This is a genomic window from Pseudomonas nicosulfuronedens (assembly GCF_005877905.1).
Taxonomy (GTDB): Bacteria; Pseudomonadota; Gammaproteobacteria; order Pseudomonadales; family Pseudomonadaceae; genus Pseudomonas; species Pseudomonas nicosulfuronedens.
This window is the reverse complement of sequence record NZ_SWDV01000047.1, coordinates 1-17,832: the sequence shown is the minus strand read 5'-3', so window position 1 is coordinate 17,832 and position 17,832 is coordinate 1. Positions and strand designations below refer to the sequence as shown.

The 17,832-nt window shown below is 64.2% G+C and carries 13 protein-coding genes; 7 read left to right on the top strand and 6 right to left on the bottom strand.

Translation table 11 applies throughout. From position 1 onward, the window contains the following. Positions 1 to 2: 2 nt before the first annotated feature. The 7 genes from FAS41_RS27045 (at position 3) to FAS41_RS27015 (ending at position 9,600) form a co-directional block, all read left to right on the top strand. Positions 3 to 737 carry an SDR family NAD(P)-dependent oxidoreductase gene (locus tag FAS41_RS27045; RefSeq protein ID WP_138526423.1) on the top strand — a complete coding sequence of 245 codons (735 nt, stop codon included), beginning with the start codon at positions 3 to 5 and terminating at the stop codon, positions 735 to 737. Positions 738 to 769: 32 nt separating this feature from the next. Further along, positions 770 to 985, top strand: a complete 216-nt coding sequence (locus FAS41_RS27040; protein WP_138216719.1) for a tautomerase family protein — start codon at positions 770 to 772, stop codon at positions 983 to 985. Positions 986 to 1,095: 110 nt separating this feature from the next. Continuing rightward, a complete protein-coding gene (locus FAS41_RS27035; protein ID WP_138526422.1) occupies positions 1,096 to 2,292 on the top strand; it encodes an MFS transporter in 1,197 nt (398 codons plus the stop codon). A gap of 57 nt (positions 2,293 to 2,349) precedes the next feature. Continuing rightward, entirely contained in the window at positions 2,350 to 2,853 is a 504-nt protein-coding gene (locus FAS41_RS27030) for a DUF2938 domain-containing protein (protein ID WP_138526421.1), read from the top strand. Between the two features lie 46 nt (positions 2,854 to 2,899). Beyond that, positions 2,900 to 4,588 (top strand): response regulator, encoded by a 1,689-nt coding sequence (locus FAS41_RS27025; RefSeq protein ID WP_138526420.1) that lies wholly within the window; start codon positions 2,900 to 2,902, stop codon positions 4,586 to 4,588. Between the two features lie 92 nt (positions 4,589 to 4,680). After that, positions 4,681 to 9,279, top strand: coding sequence for an autotransporter outer membrane beta-barrel domain-containing protein (locus FAS41_RS27020; RefSeq protein WP_138526419.1), 4,599 nt, complete (start codon positions 4,681 to 4,683; stop codon positions 9,277 to 9,279). A gap of 69 nt (positions 9,280 to 9,348) precedes the next feature. Then, entirely contained in the window at positions 9,349 to 9,600 is a 252-nt protein-coding gene (locus tag FAS41_RS27015) for a hypothetical protein (protein WP_138526418.1), read from the top strand. 139 nt (positions 9,601 to 9,739) lie between these two features. Here FAS41_RS27015 and FAS41_RS27010 read toward each other — a convergent pair whose 3' ends face one another. The 6 genes from FAS41_RS27010 to FAS41_RS26985 all read right to left on the bottom strand — a co-directional run. Continuing rightward, positions 9,740 to 11,185, bottom strand: coding sequence for a SulP family inorganic anion transporter (locus tag FAS41_RS27010; protein WP_138526417.1), 1,446 nt, complete (start codon positions 11,183 to 11,185; stop codon positions 9,740 to 9,742). Between the two features lie 95 nt (positions 11,186 to 11,280). Continuing rightward, positions 11,281 to 12,597 (bottom strand): SEL1-like repeat protein, encoded by a 1,317-nt coding sequence (locus FAS41_RS27005; protein ID WP_425049047.1) that lies wholly within the window; start codon positions 12,595 to 12,597, stop codon positions 11,281 to 11,283. A 25-nt stretch (positions 12,598 to 12,622) separates the two neighbouring features. Further along, the gene (locus tag FAS41_RS27000) at positions 12,623 to 13,867 is read right to left on the bottom strand and encodes an SEL1-like repeat protein (RefSeq protein WP_246084947.1); all 1,245 of its coding nucleotides are present in this window, start codon (positions 13,865 to 13,867) and stop codon (positions 12,623 to 12,625) included. 7 nt (positions 13,868 to 13,874) lie between these two features. Beyond that, entirely contained in the window at positions 13,875 to 15,173 is a 1,299-nt protein-coding gene (locus FAS41_RS26995; protein WP_138526416.1) for an SEL1-like repeat protein, read from the bottom strand. Further along, positions 15,173 to 17,080, bottom strand: a complete 1,908-nt coding sequence (locus FAS41_RS26990; protein WP_138526415.1) for a phospholipase D-like domain-containing protein — start codon at positions 17,078 to 17,080, stop codon at positions 15,173 to 15,175. The genes FAS41_RS26995 and FAS41_RS26990 overlap by 1 nt, the downstream gene beginning before the upstream one ends. Continuing rightward, a partial coding sequence (locus FAS41_RS26985; RefSeq protein ID WP_138526414.1) for a DUF2345 domain-containing protein occupies positions 17,077 to 17,832 on the bottom strand: 756 nt, incomplete at its 5' end. The genes FAS41_RS26985 and FAS41_RS26990, both read right to left, overlap by 4 nt.

The window sequence follows — 17,832 nt, the reverse complement described above, 5'->3', positions numbered from 1 at the left end:
CCATGAGCAAGACCGTCATCGTCACCGGCGCCTCCAGCGGCCTCGGCTTCGCCATCGCCCGCGCGTACCTGGAACGCGGCTACAACGTGGTCGGCAACGCCCGCACCCAGGCCCGCCTGGAGGAAGCCGCCGCCCGGCTGGGCAACCCGCACAACTTCCTCGGCGTGGCCGGCGACATCGCCAAGCCGGACACCGCCCGGCGCCTGTTCGCCCAGGCCATCGAGGCTTTCGGCCAGGTGGACATCCTGATCAACAATGCCGGTATCTTCATCGCCAAGCCGGTGGGCGATTACACCGAGGAAGAGCTCGACACCATCGTCGACACCAACCTCAAGGGTTTCTTCTACCCCTCCCAGGCCGCCGCGCAGCACATGGCAGCCAACCGCTCGGGACACATCATCAGCATTACCGCCTCCATCGCCATGCAACCCAACGTAAAAGTCCCGGCGCTGCTGCCGGTGCTGATCAAGGGCGGCCTGAACAGCGCGGTGCGTGGCCTGGCCCTGGAGCTGGCGGCGTCCCACGTACAGGTCAACGCCGTGGCGCCGGGGATCATCGAAACCCCGTTGCATCCCGACGACGAAGGTACCCGCGCCTTCCTGCGCGGCCTCTCGCCCAGTGGCAAGATTGGCAACCCGCAGGATATCGTCGACGCGGTGCTCTACCTGACCGACTCGACCTTCGTCAGCGGAACCATCCTCAACGTCGACGGTGGCTCCACCACCGGCGTCTGGTAAGCCAACCTTTACAACAACAACGGAGAACCGCCATGCCCTACGTAAATATCCAGGTCACCGACGAAGGCGTGACCGCCGACGAGCGCCGCCAGCTCATCGAAGGCGTCACCGAACTGCTGGAGCGCGTGCTGCGCAAGCCGCCGTCGACCACCTATGTGGTGATCCAGGAAATCGCCACCGACGCCTGGGGTGTAGGCGGCAAGACCGTCGCCGAACTGAAGGCGCAGGGCAAGCACGGCAGCAGCTGACCCAGCGGGCACGCTGGAGGCTCACCAGAGCCTCCGGCGCTTGCCATGCACCAAGCTGGTGCTGATAGGATCGGGAGCCTACCCGCTCCCATCGACAGCCGAGGCAAGGAATGCTCGCCGCGCTCAAGCGTTACCCGCTACAGGTCAACCTGCTGCTCTGCGGTACCTTCCTGCTCACCCTGGGCCGCGCCATTACCCTGCCCTACCTGGTGATCTACCTCTCGACCCAGTTCGACCTGCCCGTCAGCCGCATCGGCCTGATCATGGGCGGCGCCCTGTTCGGCGGTTCGCTGCTCAGCCTCTACGGCGGCTTCCTGATCGACCGGATGCCCGGCTTCCGACTGATCCTCGGCTTCGGCACCTGCTTCGTCGCCGCCTTCGCCGGCATGCTGCTGACCACCCAGCTGTGGCTGTTCTTCCTGTTCCTGCTGGGTTTCAACTTCGCCTATTCGGTCACCGACGTGGTGGTGAAGACCATCTTCGGACGCCTGCTGCCGGCCGGCGAACAGGGCCGCGCCTTCTCCATCCGCTATACCCTGATCAACCTCGCCTATGCCATTGGCCCCTTCATCGGCGCAGCCCTGGCGCAGTGGCACGCCCACGTGCCCTTTGTGGTATCCGCAGTGCTGGGTGGCCTGTTCCTGCTGGCCTTCCTGCGTTACGGGGACCGGGACATGCGCCCGGCGGAAGGTGTCGCGCCACCGTCGTTCATCGCCGTGATCGGCGTGCTGGCGAAGGACCATCGGCTGATGTACTTCACCCTCGGTGGCGTGCTCACCGCCGTGGTGTTCGGCCAGTTCTCCGCCTACCTGTCGCAGTACCTGGTGGCCACCGGCACCGCGGAGTACGCCTACCAGGTGATCCAGACCCTGCTGGGGGTCAACGCCGTGACCGTGATCGCCCTGCAGTACCTGCTGGGCAAGCGCATCGGCAATGAGCACCTGCAGCGCTGGCTGATCGTCGGCCTGGGACTGTTCGTGCTCGGCATCGTCGGTTTCGGCCTGTCCCACAGCCTCTGGCACTGGGGGCTGGCGATGGTGGTGTTCACCCTGGGCGAAATCATCGTGATCCCCGCCGAGTACATGTTCATCGACCGCATCGCGCCGCCGCACCTGCGCGGCGTGTACTACGGCACGCAGAACCTGGCCAATCTCGGCGGTGCCTTCGGGCCGATCCTGGTGGGCTGTTTCCTGGCACTGTTCGCGCCGCACTGGGTATTCGTCATGCTCGGCGCGTTCATCATCGGCGGCGGGGTGTTCTATGTGCTCGGCTCCGCGTTGAGCGAACGGCAGGCACGGGGTGCTTGACCTCAAGCCCACTTGAACCGGGATGCTGCTTCCATCGACTACCCGAAGGAAACAGCCATGCCCCACTCCCTCACGCTTCTGCTGCACATCGCCGGCATCGGCATTGGCGCCACCCTGCTGATGGATGGCTGGACCGTCCTGCGCAAGCACCTGCTCGGCGTTCCCTCACTGGATTACGCCCTGCTCGGGCGCTGGATCGGCCACATGCCGCGCGGGCAGTTTCGTCATGCACCCATCGGCAAGGCAGCCCCTGTCGCCGGCGAGCGCGCGCTGGGCTGGCTCGTCCACTACCTGACCGGCCTGCTGTTCGCACTGGCACTGGTCGCCGTCGATGCCCCTTGGCGTTGCCACCCTACGCCGGCGCCCGCCCTGTTGTTCGGCCTGGCCACCGTGGTGCTTCCCTTCTTCGTCATGCAACCGGCGTTCGGCCTGGGTATCGCCGCCGCGAACAGCGCCAACCCTGCAAAGACTCGCCTGCACAGTTTGCTCACGCACCTGGTGTTCGGCCTTGGCCTGTACCTCGCCGCCCTTCTGTTCGCCCCGCTCCTGTGCAGTCGCTGAGCTGGGCTACCCTTCTCTGCGAGAAACGACCCGCAGGAAGCCACGGATGAGCCGCATCGTCGTCGCCGACCCACAGCCCTTCGTCCGCGAGGCATTACGCCAGCGCCTGACGCAAGCCGGCCACGAAGTCGTCGGCGAAACCGGTGACGGCCGCGAGGCCCTGGCCCTGGTGCAACGTCTGCACCCGGATCTGTTGCTGCTCGATCTGGACCTGCCACGCCTGGGCGGCCTGGAGCTGCTGCAACGCCTGCGCAGCGGCAAGACGCGGCAGAAGGCACTGGTGTTCACCCAGCGTTCAGGCGCGCACTACCACGAACTCAGCCAGCAGGCCGGTGCGAGTGGCTATGTGCACAAGGGCGACCAGCCCGCTGAACTGGACGACGCGGTGAAACTGGTGCTCAGCGGTCGCAAGGTCTTTCCGGCACGCCAGAGCAGTGCTTCAGCCGCCGATCTTGCTCCGGGGGAAGTCATCACACCGCGCGAACTGACCGTGCTGCAGTACCTGGCTCAGGGTTACCGGATCAAGGACATTGCCGACGAACTGGCGATCAGCGACCGCACGGTGAGCACCTACAAGACCCGCCTGCTGGAGAAGACCCACACCGACTCACTGATCGACCTGATTGCCACTGCACAGGTCCGTGGCCTGCTGAGCGACCAGCAGGTCCTCCAACTCGCCCAACGCCCCCTGCACGGAATGAGCAAGGTGGAGGGCATCGAGCAGCTGCTCGGCCTGCTGCCCAATGCCGCCAGCCTGTGGAGCATCGATGGCGTACTGCTGACCTGCAACCAGTCCTACGCTGAGCAGCACGGCCGGAGCAAGGCCGCGCTGATCGGCTTGTCGATTTCCCAGGTGGCCATCGTCGACCCGAAGCAGCTGGCCCGGTACCAGCGCGAATTTCTCGAAGGCGCAGCCCTAGGCGTGCCATTTTCCCTGGTGGTTTCCGGTGAGATCGAAGGAGAAGCGCGAACCTATCGGCTGATCGGAGTGCCGATACGCGAGGACTCCGGCTCAATGCTCGGTGTGCTCTGCTACTACGTGAACGTCACCGAAAGTGAACAACTGGTGGAGCGCCTGCAGGAGGCCAGGATCTACCTGGAGTCGCTGTTCGTCAGCCGGGCGGCGTTCCTCCTTTCTTCAGGCCGTGACCTGCTGCAGGAGCTGAAGGCTGTCGCCAATCTGGTCGGCGCACTCCGAATGGATCACGCCAACGACCCCAAACTGGGAGAGGTGCCCCAGCACCTGGAGAAAATGCGCGACAAGCTCGAAGTACTGATGGAGCTGATCGAACTCGACCGGGGCACCCCGTTGATGATGCCTCGCCCGGAGGAGCTCAACCGCCTGACCCAGGACGCCCTGCAAGCCAGCGAGCCGCAGCAGCCATTCGAGCCCGACACGGAGGCCCTTTGGGCCTGGATCGACCGGGGGCGCTACCAGCGCCTGCTGGTGGTGTTGCTGCGCGCGTTGCACAAGGCAGGCCTGCAAGACCTGAAAGTCAGCGCCCACGGCACCTCCCTGCCCGGTGCCGAAGTCGAGTGGCGACTGACTATCCGCAGCAACCATGGCACCCCCCTACAGCTACCACTGACGGGGATGGCCGACCAGGCGCGAATTCATCTGGCACACCGCCTTTGTCGCCTGCTGCATGGCGAACTACTGCTGGATGGCGATGCCGAATCGGACATCGCCGCCTTGATCCAACTCAAGCTCCCCAAGGGAAACGCCCGCTTCTAGTGCAACCACTACAGAGCAATCAGGCGCCCACGATGGGAGCGCCCCGACGCTGACCCGATGCTCGCTCCATAGTCCCGCTATGGAGTTGCACCATGAAATCCACCCCCCGCTACCCATCGACCGTCACGACCGATTCTGCCCTGGCGCAGCTGCGCCGATCCCGTCTGGCCCAGGCTATCAGCCTCGTCCTCGCCAGTCTGTTCAGCCTACGGGTGATCGAAGCCGAAGCCGAGGACAGCGTCACCGAGGCCGACACCGACGACCTCAACCAGCCCTCCGAGGCCGGCGTAGTCATCGAGCCCGCGTTGCCGTCCTACCTCGACCTCGCCCTGGAGGCCGCCCGCGAGGCACCGACGGTCTACGCCAGTCGCGCCCTGCTCGGCGCGCCGCCACCGATCAATGTGACGCTGGCCGGTGGCGTTGGCGTCATCACCGGTTCCCTGGCCGAAACCACTGTGAAACTGAGCGCCAGTGACAGCTTCGGCATCAAGACCAGCGGCAATGTCAGCTTCAACCAGGGCCGCATCGAGACCAGCGCCGTTACCGCAGCCACGGCCAAAGGCCAGACCGGCGCACGGGTCTCCTCGGGCGACACCCTGACGCTCAGCGGCAGCAGCATCGTCCTCGACCCGAAAACTGCCGCCAGCGTCGCCATCACGACCAACGACCTCACCGGCTTGCGGGTGGACGCCAACGGCGCGGCACACCTGACCGACACCCAGGTCCTGGTCGGTGGCGGCGCCAAGGGCAACAACAACCGCGGCCTCGTCAGCCAGGGTCAACTGGACATGCACGGCGGTTCCGTCAGCACAACGTCCTGGGGAGCGACCGGCATTGCGCTGGAGAACGTCGCCCAGGCCCGACTGGACAACGTTGCCATCACCACCTCCGGCGCCCGCAGTACCACCACCGGTGGTGCCCATGGTGTACAGGTGAGTGGGGGCAGCTCGCTGTCTGCCGACGGCATCCGCGTGGATACCAACGGCGGCTCGGCCTACGGCCTGCGTATCGACAGCGACTCCTCGACGACACTGACCAACAGTGCCGTGACCACCGCCGGCGGCAACGGCCATGGCGTGCTGGTCGACGATGCGACCGTCGACATCGACGGCGGCACCATCACGACCTCCGGCAAGGGCTCGGTCGGTGTCTGGGCTCGCAACGGCGCGCAGGTGAGCCTGACCGGCGACACTCGTGTTCACACCAGCGGTGCGGCGGTCTCCGCCACCAGCCCGGTGGATGGCGAAAAGGCCCTGAGCCTCAGCCACGGCCTGCTGGCCGGCGGCAGCGGCACCCTCATTGATGCCCAAGGGCTGACCCTCGACATCGCCGCCGGCAGCGCCAGCGCTGCGCGTAGCGAGGACGGCGCACGAATCAAGCTTGACGCGGCCGACATCAGCGCCAGCGGCAGCGCCACCAGCACAACCACGACGGCCGCCCTGCATGCCTTGTCCGGCAGCCAGATCGAGCTTTCCAATTCCGCCCTCGCCGTAACCGGCACCAACGTCGGCGGCGCTCGCGCCGAAGGCAACGGCAGCCATGTTTCCCTGAACCACTCCAGCGCCAGTGTGAGCGGCACCGGTAGTGTCGCCAGCCCAGCCGCCGGCGCGCGCGCCATGGGCGGAGGCAGCGTGGCGCTGGACCACGCCACACTGCAGGTGCACGGCCTGACTTACGGACACGGCGTGTCCCTCGAAGGCGCCGGCTCCAGTGGCCTCCTCAGTCACTCTACGGTCAGCGTCGACGGCAACCGTTCCATCGGTCTCAACATCACTGGCGGGGCCAGCGCCACGGTCGATGCCAGCAGCATTGCCGTCGACGCCCCCGTCGGCGCCGTCGGCCCCTGGTCGCCCGGCGTGCTGGTGGAAGGCACCGGCTCCAGCCTGCAGATGACCGGCAGCGACGTGCTTACCACGCCCAAGACCAGCTACGGCGTGCAGGTTCGCGATGGCGCCGACGCGAACCTGGCCAACGGCAGCATCACCACCCATGGCAACTACTCCACCGCACTGGCCGCCGGCAGTGCTGCCACCACCGTACCGGGCTCGACCCTCACTGCCAGCAACCTGACCGTCACCACCCACGGCAACGACAACGCCATGGGCATAGTCGCCGACCTGGGCGCCACGGTGATCGTTCATGGCGGCTCGGTCACCACCACCGGCAACGGCTCGCCAACTGCGGGCAACCTCACCTTTCCCCACGGCCTGGCAGCGCGCAATCCCGGCGCCCTGCTGGTAGCCGACGGCACCAGCGTGCTGACGCAAGGCTCCCAGGCCTACGGCGCCGCCGTGGACGACGGCGGCAGCATGATCCTGGGCAACCTCAGTGTGAAGACCGAGGGTGAATACTCGGTTGGCCTCTACGCCGGCATCGGCTCGGCCAAGCCGGGTGCCGTCGGACTCTCCGCCAGCCACGTCACCGTACAGACCACAGGCGACCACGCCGCCGGCGCCCTGGTCAGCCGCCAGTACAAGGACGAAACCGCCACACTGGACCTGAGCGACAGCAGTATCGCCACTCAGGGCATCGCCTCACACGGCCTGCGCGCCGAATCCGGCGGCGCACTGAGCGCGACCAACAGCACCGTCAGCACCCAGGGCGAACAGGCTGTGGGCGTGTTCGCCAACAACACCGCCACCGCCCGCCTGGATGGCGTTAGCGTGAATACCCAGGGCGACTTCGGCCATGGCGTGGTGGCGCGCCAGGGTGGCAGCGTCGATGCCGAATCCGTCGTGGTGGCGGCACAAGGTGCGCAATCCGCAGCGCTCTATGTGCAGGGAACCGAAACACTTCCAGGCCAGGTGAGCATGGACCACGCCACCCTCTCCAACCGTGATGGCGCCACCCTTGCCACGGCCGGCGTCGCCGACATCGCCCTCAGCCACAGCCTGGCCGGGGGCAGCGGCCAATGGCTGAATGTCGACCGTTCTGTGGCCAGTGACGGCAGCGCCAGCCCCGACATGGGTACCGGCCAGTGGCAAGGCCTCGGCCGTAGCGAAGATGCCGTTGGCAACGCTCGCCTCGACCTCTCGACCTCGCTGGTCAGCGGCACGGCGAAGACCGCCGCCGGCAGCCACTCGGACGTCACCCTTCGCGACACCAGCCTCTGGCAACTCACCGGTGATTCGAACCTGAGCGTGCTGCGCAACGACGCCAGCCTGATCGACTTCAGTGCCGAGGGCGGCTACAAGCGGCTGAGCGTCAATGACTACCACGGCGACAACGGCACCCTCGCGCTGAATACCTACCTCTACAAGGACGACTCGCCTTCCGATCAACTGGTGATCGACGGCGGCAAGGCCACTGGCGACAGCAATCTGCGGATCAAGAATGCCGGCGGCCCCGGAGCGCTGACCGAGGGTAGCGGCATCAAGGTTGTGGACGCGGTGAATGGCGGCACCACTGAGGCCGACGCCTTCCGGCTGCTCAACCGGGTCAAGGCCGGTCCGTACGAGTACACCCTGCACCGCTCGAGCCTCGATGACAGCAACGGCGAGGCCTGGTACCTGCGTTCGACGAAGGACGCAACTCCGGTGAATCCGGTCAGCCCTGTCGATCCTGTCGATCCCGGCCGCCCGGTTGATCCGGTTGATCCGGTTGATCCGGTTGGTCCCGTCGCGCCTGTCGACCCGAGCAATCCGGTCGCTCCTCTCGCCCCTGTCACGCCGACCGCTCCGGCACCGACGCCGCAGGTCCCCAACTACCGGGCCGAAACCTCGCTGTACAGCGCGCTCCCCGCCATGGCGCTGAACTACAGCCGTGCCCTGGTCGACACCCTGCATGAGCGCGTTGGCGAGGAGCGGCGCAATGCCACCGACCCGCTGCCCAGCGAAGAAACCGACACCTACGGCCCCTCCCTGGGCTGGGGCCGGCTGATCCACCAGAAAGGCAAGGACAGCCTGTCCAGCGGCGCCGACTACGACTACCGCATCCAGGCCTTCCAGGTCGGCGCCGATCTCTACCGCAACGAAGACACCGACGGCAGCACCGACCAGGCCGGTCTTTCGCTGCAGGCCGGGCGCATCAAGGGCAGCGTCGACCATACCGATGGCCAGGACGCCGGCGACGACACCCTGCGCTCCTATGGAATCGGTGGCTACTGGACACACTTCGGCCCCAAAGGCTGGTACCTCGATGGCGTGCTGCAATTCAACCGCTTCGACCTGCAGGCCCGCGGCAACGACGCCGGATCGATGAAAACCCGTGGCCACGGCGTCACCGCCTCGCTCGAGGCCGGCTATCCGTTCAAGGTCAACCGTGACAAGACCCTGCACCTGGAGCCGCAGGCCCAGTTGATCGTCAGCAAGCTGAAGCTCGATGACAGCCACGACGACGCATCCGGTGTGCGTTTCGAGGATGTCGACTCCCTCACCGGCCGGCTCGGCGTGCGGCTCGACAAGGACTGGTTCCGCGAAGACGACCAGGGACGCATCCACCGCACCAACGCCTGGGTCCGGCCGAGCGTCTGGCACGAGTTCAAGGGCAAGGCCAAGACCGAGTTCTCCTCGGCCAACGGCTACATCCCCTTCGGCACCGACATGGATGGCACCTGGGGCGAACTGAACCTGGGCGTGGACTACCAGCTCAACGAGCGGACCAGCGTCACCGGATCGCTGGGATATCAGAAGTCCTTCGATGGTGAAGGCCGCAGCTACGAAGGCATCCTTGGCATCAAGGTGAAATTCTGAGCCTCAGGCATCGACCGGCGCAGCGCCTCCGGGCGCTGCGCCGCTTTTTCGTTTCCCCGGGAGAACCTCATGCAACACGCCGACAGCCGTATCCTGCGCGCCGTACGTACCAGCTCCTTCAACAACGAAGTTGCCGCCGAACTGCTGCGCGAACTGGGCTCCTGCAACGTAACCGAAGAACAGGCCCGGCGCATTCGCTGTGCCGCCCGACAGTTGCTGCTGGACGCCGATTCACTGGAAGGCGTCTGGCAAAGCCTGAACGCACAGCAGGATGGGTGGAGCGCAGCGATACCCATGCGGTCAGCGCCGCCTACGAAATGATGGGCATCGCTCCGACAGGTCAAGGCGCCAGAGTCAGCTCCGTAGGGCGCATGACGCGCCAGCGTTATCCGCCGGATGACAGCCGGCGGATCACCTGATCCAGGTTATTCGCCCTACGCTGCGCTGGGGGCGCCGAGGCTCAGGCGTGCTGCATCCCCGCCCGCTTGAGCAACTGCTTGCAACGCTCGGACAGATGCACCACGCGCAGATGCTTACCGGCTTTGCTGTAGCGCTCGCGCAGGGTCATCAGCGCGGCGATGGCCGAGTAGTCGACGAAGCTCAGGTGCGCGCAGTCCAGGGTCACCTGCAGCGGATCGTTCGCCGGGTCGAACTGATTGAGAAACGGCGTGGTGGAAGCGAAGAACAGCGTGCCATGCACACGGTACAGCTTGCTGCCGTCAGCTTCGTCATGGATGTCCGCATACAGTTCGCGAGCATGCTTCCAGGCGAAGTCCAGCGCCGCCAGGATGATGCCGCAGAACACCGCCGTGGCCAGATCGGTGGCGACCGTGATGGCGGTCACCGCGATGATCACCAGCACATCGCTCAGCGGCACCTTGTTCAGCACCCGCAGCGAAGCCCAGGCGAAGGTCTGCTGCGACACCACGAACATCACCCCCACCAGCGCCGCCAGCGGGATGCGCTCGATCAGCGGCGAGAGGAACAGCACAAAGAGCAGGATCATCACCCCGGCGACCACGCCGGAGAGCCGCCCCCGGCCGCCGGAGCTGAGGTTGATCACCGTCTGCCCGATCATCGCGCAGCCGCCCATGCCGCCGAACAGCCCGGAGACGATGTTGGCACCACCCAGCGCCACGCACTCGCGGTCCGGGAATCCACGGGTCTCGGTGATCTCGTCGGTGAGGTTGAGCGTCAGCAGGGTTTCCAGGATGCCGACCATGGCCATGAGGAAGGCGTAGGGCGCGATGATCCGCAGGGTTTCCAGGTTCCAGGGAATGTCCGGCAGCGCGAACGGCGGCAAGCCGCCGGCGATATGCGCCATATCGCCCAGGGTGCGCGTCGGCAGGCCGAGCAGGTACACCGCGAGGCCGACGCCGAGGATCGCCACTAGCGCCGGCGGCACCGCACGGGTCAGCTTCGGCAGCCCGTAGACCACCGCCATGGTCAGCGCCACCAATCCCACCATCACGTACAGCGGGTTGCCACTGAGCCAGTGCTCGCCGTCCTTGAAGTGTTCGAGCTGAGCCATGGCGATGACGATGGCCAGGCCGTTGACGAAACCCAGCATCACCGGGTGCGGCACCATCCGCACCAGCTTGCCGAGGCGCAACAGGCCGAACAGCATCATCACCACCCCGCCCAGCAGCACCGTGGCCAACAGGTACTGCACACCGTGCTGCACCACCAGCGCAACGATCACCACCGCCATCGAGCCGGCAGCACCGGACACCATGCCGGGACGGCCGCCGAACAGCGCGGTCAGGGTGCAGAGGATGAAGGCGCCATAGAGGCCCATCAGCGGATTGAGGTGGGCGACCAGGGCAAAGGCGATGCACTCGGGCACCAGCGCGAAGGACGTGGTGAGTCCGGCCAGGACATCGGCACGCAAGCGGGCGGGTTTCATTTTTCTACTCGGAACGGGGACTTCGAAGGGGCGGCAATGGTACGGAAAACCGCCCTGCCCGGCCACCCGTGGTTCCCGCGGACCCAGTGCCACTGTTACAGATGGATAGCAGCAGTACCCCACCATCCAGCAGCCAGGTAACGCCGCGTATTGTCCCACCTGAGGTGCTTGGGGCCAACGGTGATCTTGTCCGGCAGCGGCCACAGGCGGGTTTCGCGTCGCTCCAGCACCAGCGTCGGCAGGGTGTCGCCTTGCTGGAAGCGCTGAAGGGGTTGGCCTTTGACGGTGATCCAGGAGAAGGACACGTCCATCGCCTGCCAGTAGCCGTCGCGCGGGCAGGCTTCGCCGCTGACGCAGATGGGCGGGACGGGGTATGAAGGGAGGTGGACGAAGTGGGGCGACTCGCGCGTGGGGCGGCCGGTGGCCGAGTCGAGGTGTTTGTCCTTGGCCAGTTGCTGGATCAGCGCTTCGCTGGGTTTGGGCGGCGGGACATTCGCCTTGCGCTCTTCCACCCATTGCAGCTTGCCGTCCCACGGCGGCAGCTTGGCCGGCGGCAGCGGCACTATGTCGTTGATCTCGGGGACTTTAGGCGAAGCGTAGGAGTAGTCGGCCAGGATGCTCCAGATTTTTTCGTAGCGGTCGGCGCGTTCGGCGTCTTCCTTTAACCCAAGGTAATTCAAAGTGTCGGTAGGCGGTGGATTACGAAAAGCGTCACCCAACCAACCTGCGGAAGTTTCATCTCCTGCTGCCACTCCAAGTTGGAAAGCCTCTACAGCCTCCTCAAATCTTTTTTCATTTTTAAGATCTACTCCGAGGTCGCTAGCAGCAGGCCCATTGCCCTGTTCGGCGGCACAACGACGCATCTGGCGGGCAACATCCGGGGCTCTATCGCTTGGCGCCAACTTCTCAGCCACATAGGCCTGGGCGTTGGCGCTCCCTTCATCGGCCGCCTTGCGGTAGTACCGCAGGGCCATTTCCTGGTCTTGCCGCAAACCAGCGGCGCCTTGATTCAGGAAAATAGCCACGAAGTAATAACCAGTGGCTACACCGGCTTTTATCAGTTGCTGACTGAATCGCAGATGCTCCTCGCCCGAGAGGTGGTAGTGGTCACCGCGCATGCTGCCGTTCTGCAGGTTGATATTGGCCTTGGCGTGACCGTTTTCGGCGGCGACGCGGTATAGCCGCTCGATCTCGGCATATACCGTCGGGTCCCGCTTGAGCTGGTTGTTCTTTTCCAGCCAGCGGGCGTAGTGGAACAGGGTGTCGGTGTCCGCCGTGGGCTCGGGGTAGCGTTCATGGCGGCAGGTGAAGGCCAAATCGGCACGGATCTGAGCGAGTCGGTCCAAAGGCAGTAGTGCGACGCGCTGGGGGCTGTTGCTGCATCCCAGCAGTAACAACCCCAGCAGGACCACGGTCAGCCACGCGAACAGAGAGGACCTAGGCCTCACCGATATAGCCCCATTTGATGATCCATTCGCGGTCCACCATCTTGTCCGGCAGTGGCCAGATGCGCGGTACGAAGTCCTTGCCCCAGCAGCGAGGCAGGATATCGCCCTGTTTGAAGTAGCGGACTTCCTGGCTCCAGTAACTCTGCGCCACCCAGTAACCCGCCAGCGGACAAGCCTGATCGCTTTCGCAGGTGAGGTCGGAGGCCTGGCGCATGAAGTTCGGCGACTCAGGCAGGGGGCGCCCGGTGGCGGGGTTGAGTTGCTTGGCCTTGGCCAGTTGTTCGATCAGCGCTTCGCTGGGTTTGGGCGGCGGGACATTGGCCTTGCGCTCTTCCACCCATTGCAGCTTGCCGTCCCACGGCGGCAGCTTGGCTGGCGGCAGCGGGACGATATCGTTGATCTCGGGGACTTTGGGGGAGGCGTAGGAGTATCGCGCGAGGATGCGCCAGATAGTTTTATACCGATCGGCGCGCTCAAGATCTTTGGGCTGGCGTAGGGATGTGCTTGAATTTCGGAAGCTTAGTTCCAATGCATAGGCTGAAGTTTCATTACCGGCTACAACTCCAAGCTGGAACGCCTCAAGTGCTTTCTGATACTGCTGTTCATTCTTCAAATCGAAGCCAAGATCGGAGGCGGCATTGCCTTGCCCCTGTTCGGCCGCACAACGGCGCATTTGTCGGGCAATATCCGGGGCTCTATCGCTTGGCGCCAACTTGTCGGCCACATAGGCCTGGGCATTGGCGCTGCCTTCATCGGCGGCCTTGCGGTAGTAGCGCAGGGCCATTTCCTGATCTTCCCGCAAACCGGCGGCACCCTGATTCAGGAAAATAGCCACGAAGTAATAACCAGTGGCTACACCGGCTTTTATCAGTTGCTGACTGAATCGCAGATGTTCCTCGCCCGTGAGGTGGTAGTGGTCACCGCGCATGCTGCCGTTCTGCAGGTTGATATTGGCCTTGGCATGGCCGTTTTCGGCGGCGACGCGGTACAGCCGCTCGATCTCGGCATATACCGTTGGGTCCCGCTTGAGCTGGTTGTTCTTTTCCAGCCAGCGGGCGTAGTGGAACAAAGTGTCGGTGTCCGCCGTGGGCTTGGGAAATTCTTCGTGTTTGCAGGTGAAGGCCAGGTTGGCGCGAATCTGGGGGAGCGGGTCCACCGCAACGGTCGCTTTGGGGAGTGGCAATGCACTGCCGCTGTCGCAGGCGGACAGCAGCAGTACCCAGCCAGTCAGCATCCAGTACCTAGGCATCACCGAGCAGTATCCATCTGACGTGTTTCGGGCCGACGGTGACCTTGTCCGGCAGCGGCCACAGGCGGGTTTCGCGTCGCTCCAGCACCAGCGTCGGCAGGGTGTCGCCGTGCTGGAAGCGTTGAAGGGATTTGCCTTTGACGGTGATCCAAGAGAAGGACACGTCCATGGCCTGCCAGTAGCCGTCGCGCGGGCAGGCTTCACCGCTGACGCAGATGGGCGGGACGGGGTATGAAGGGAGGTGGACGAAGTGGGGCGACTCGGGCGTGGGGCGGCCGGTGGCCGGGTCGAGGTGTTTGTCCTTGGCCATTTGCTGGATCAGCGCTTCGCTGGGTTTGGGCGGTGGGATATTGGCCTTGCGTTCTTCCAGCCATTTCAGTTTGCCGTCCCACGGCGGCAACTTGGCCGGGGGCAGCGGGAGAATGTCGTTGATTTCGGGGACTTTGGGAGAGGCGTAGGAATAATCCGCGAGGATGCTCCAGATTTTTTCGTAGCGGTCGGCGCGTTCGAGGTCTTCCTGTTGACCGAGGTAATTCAGTCTGTCGGTAGGCAGGGGATTACGAAATCCACTATTCAGAAAGGAAGCCGAGCCTTCGTCGCCCGCCGCCACTCCGAGTTGGAATGCCTCTAGAGCCTCCTGAAATCTTTTATTGTTTTTAAGATTTACTCCCAAGTCGCTCGCGGCCGATCCGTTGCCTTGCTCGGCGGCACAGCGGCGCATCTGTCGGGCAATATCTGGGGCCCTATCGGTGGGTGCCAACTTGTCAGCTACATAAGCTTGTCCCTCGGGACTGCCCATATCGGCTGCCTTGCGGTAGTACCGCAAGGCCATGTCCTTGTCTGCCTTCAGCCCCAGCGCCCCCTGTTGCAGTGAGATGGCGATGATGGTGTAACCCGTGGCGACCTTGGCCTTGATCAACTCTTCAGTCAGGCGCAGGTGCTCGGCGCTGCGCACGCGGAACTTGCCCTGCATGGAGCCGTTCTGCAGGTTGATATTGGCCTTGGCGTGGCCGTGTTCGGCGGCAATGCGGTAGAGCCGCTCGATCTGCACATCCACAGTCAGGTCCTCCTTAAGCTGGTTGTTCTTCTGCAACCAGCGGGCATAGTGGAACAGCAGGTCGCTGTCCGCCGTCGGCGTGGGGAACTCTTCGTGTTTGCAGGTGAAAGCCAGGTTGGCGCGAATCTGAGGTAGTGGGTCCACGGTGATTTCCTTTTCCGGAGGAGTGACGGCGCTGCCGGCATCACAGCCGGCGAGGAGCAGCAGGCTGGCGAGGAGCAGTAGACAACGCATCAATCCAGGTCCTTGAGGATGGCTTGGTCGTAATAGAACTCGACGATAGGGGCATCGGGCACACCATTCCTCTGATCGCTTTTAAAGTCCTTATTGTTTTTGATGATCCTCTCCCATTCTTGGAACGCCTTCTTCGGATCATCCTGCGCGCCCTTCCCTGCGGTATGTAGATTCCACAGCCGTCGGCGCATGGCCTGGGTGATCTCGGCCCTTTCGTGGGCGATATTCATTTCGCTGTCCACCTGCATGCTGCGGGTGTTGATATTGGCCGAGCCGTGGGTGGTGAAGACGTCGTCGACGATCATCAGCTTGGAGTGGATGTACACCGGCACCCAGGCGTCGGCGGGCGAGTCCTCGGACACCAGCGAGCAGACGTGAACTTTCAGGCCGGGGCGCTCCGGTGGGCGGTTGACGGGGTTCTTTTCGATCTGTTCGATTTCCGCCTTGAGATCGGCTGCGCGTTGCCGTGCGGCTTCTTCGGCCTGTTCCTGTGCGCTCCTGGCTTTGTCGCCCAAGGCGGTGCCACCAAGTGCGTCGGACAGGGAGGTGACGGCCTCCAGGGCTTTCTGCTCGAGCCGGTTGTGCCAGGCTGGCTCCAATTCGGCGGCACGCTCCTCGGCCTGTTTGACGCGGCGCAACTTGGTGACCTCCGGAATGGTTTCCTCGCGCCCCAAGCGCTCGAGCATGCGTTGGGTGTTGACGGTGCCCGACCCCATGCCATCGTTGGTGTCATTGGTGATCACGAACAGATGCAGCGCACCGTGCTCGCCGGGCTCGCGGCCGTTGTTGGTCTGCACCTTGGCGGCCTCGAGGATGGCATCGGCCAGAGGCGGCCAGCGGAAGTACTGGTTTTCGATGTAGATGAACTGGGTGGCGTTATTGATGGCTTGCAGATAAACCTGCTCGATATCGCGCCGGCCTTCCTGGGCCTGGGTACGCAGGAGTTGAGCCATCAGTAGCGGGTCTTCTTTACAGGGGGCCAGTTGTTTGGCGACGGTTGCCGCCTGGCGCTGGGCGAAAAGGTCCTCGTCTGTTTCACGCCGCCAGGCCTCAGCAAAGTTGTGGTGCAGGTCGCGCAGTATCGGCCCGGTGACGCGGCTGGAAATATCCTGGCGTGGCAGACGACCACGAGGGCCGCGATTGGGTGCGGGCTTGTCGGAAGGCGTACGACCCCAGGCAGAGTGCGCGTCGGTGTCCCAGTATTCATCGAGCATGTTATGGCCCATGACGAAGCCCACTGCGCGCTCGGGGAGTTCAAAGTCGACGATCACTGTCTTCTGGTGATGGGTAACCAAAGCCGCGAGGAGGCTGATCGTCTCGGCACTCAGGTCCGGGTCGAGGCTATGCAGCGCAGCCTGGTAAGCGATTTCGGCTCGCTGTATGGCGCCGAAGCCTCGACTGACGAACACGGGACGATTCCTGGGCCAGTTCACTCCTCGACCATCTGCTGCGGAACAGTCGACGAACCACTGACGATCATAGGCGTATTGTTCATTCGTGGCGGTCTGCCCTGCGCGGTTCCACAGATACGGGAATTTGCCCGGTAGGTTGGCTTCGCCCACATATCCGGTGGAGTTGGAGGGCAGTTCCCATCCCAGGATTCGCACACGCACCGGGTTGTCCTTGTCCTGCGCCTTGGCCATCAGCAACTCGCCGATGCTCGGAGACTTGCCATCGCGAATGAAGTACATCGACGGCTGGAAGCCCCAGCAGATGATATCCACCGTCTTCGTCGCCTTTTCGATGGCTTCATGCACCTCGCGGAAGGCTTCCTCGCCATTGATCAGCGGTTTGTAGGTCGCCAGGCGCGGGATGTATTCGGTGTTGCATACAAACCAGGGCGAGATGCACATCACCTCTTGGGTGTGCTGCAGTGACAGTGGGGTAACGATTTCGCGCCGGATCATGATTGCTCTCCTGCTCGTTTGGCGATGTCCTTCAGTAGCGCGGCATAGTCATTTCGATGGTCGGTGTGCAGCGAAGCTGGCCCTGCCTCGGGATAAGCTGGCTGAGACGAGTGATTTTGCAGGCCGCGACTGGCCAGATGCCCCTGCTCCGGGTTGCTGTACTCCTCGGGCACTGGAATCCGGTAACTGACGCCGTTGGCCAGCTCCAGGCGGTACTGCCCGGTGATGACCTGATGGTCGAAGGCGAGGAAGCCGGTCTTGTCCAGTACACCGCTCTCCAGGGGGGCTCCGTCGGCATACAAGGTGTAAGGCATGCCCGCCCAGGTCGATTGCGGGGCGGTGGGGGCGCGTGAGATGCGGACCTTGATGCGCTGGGTGGACTCAAGCTTGGGGTAGTCCGGGTGGGTGGCGAGCATGCGCGCCGGCCCGCGCATGTCGAAGTGCGAGGCCTTGATGGTGAAGTCGCCCTGGGTCCCCAGTTCGATGCTGTACGGGTCGAGGGTGATGCAGGTACCGCCGGCATTGAGGGTGATCTTGCGTTTGGCGGTGATGCGGATTTCGTCTTCGGTGCTGACGATGTCCAGCCCGTGACGAGCGAGCATTGCCAGGCCGTCGTTCTGCGCCTGGATCGTCACCGGGCCCTGGTTGGCGAAGAGCTTCATGCCCAGTTTCCTGGCGAACAGGCTGATGCCTTCGCCGACGGCGGTGGTGAAGCGCTTGGCGACGCTGATGTCCATGTTGGCGCCGGCGGT

What these genes read in the sequence shown, in the direction of transcription:
- FAS41_RS27045 (WP_138526423.1), top strand. Translation starts at nt 3, where the DNA reads ATGAGCAAGACCGTCATCGTCACCGGCGCCTCCAGCGGCCTCGGCTTC.
- FAS41_RS27040 (WP_138216719.1), top strand. Translation starts at nt 770, where the DNA reads ATGCCCTACGTAAATATCCAGGTCACCGACGAAGGCGTGACCGCCGAC.
- FAS41_RS27035 (WP_138526422.1), top strand. Translation starts at nt 1,096, where the DNA reads ATGCTCGCCGCGCTCAAGCGTTACCCGCTACAGGTCAACCTGCTGCTC.
- FAS41_RS27030 (WP_138526421.1), top strand. Translation starts at nt 2,350, where the DNA reads ATGCCCCACTCCCTCACGCTTCTGCTGCACATCGCCGGCATCGGCATT.
- FAS41_RS27025 (WP_138526420.1), top strand. Translation starts at nt 2,900, where the DNA reads ATGAGCCGCATCGTCGTCGCCGACCCACAGCCCTTCGTCCGCGAGGCA.
- FAS41_RS27020 (WP_138526419.1), top strand. Translation starts at nt 4,681, where the DNA reads ATGAAATCCACCCCCCGCTACCCATCGACCGTCACGACCGATTCTGCC.
- FAS41_RS27015 (WP_138526418.1), top strand. Translation starts at nt 9,349, where the DNA reads ATGCAACACGCCGACAGCCGTATCCTGCGCGCCGTACGTACCAGCTCC.
- FAS41_RS27010 (WP_138526417.1), bottom strand. Translation starts at nt 11,185, where the DNA reads ATGAAACCCGCCCGCTTGCGTGCCGATGTCCTGGCCGGACTCACCACG.
- FAS41_RS27000 (WP_246084947.1), bottom strand. Translation starts at nt 13,867, where the DNA reads ATGCTGACTGGCTGGGTACTGCTGCTGTCCGCCTGCGACAGCGGCAGT.
- FAS41_RS26995 (WP_138526416.1), bottom strand. Translation starts at nt 15,173, where the DNA reads ATGCGTTGTCTACTGCTCCTCGCCAGCCTGCTGCTCCTCGCCGGCTGT.
- FAS41_RS26990 (WP_138526415.1), bottom strand. Translation starts at nt 17,080, where the DNA reads ATGATCCGGCGCGAAATCGTTACCCCACTGTCACTGCAGCACACCCAA.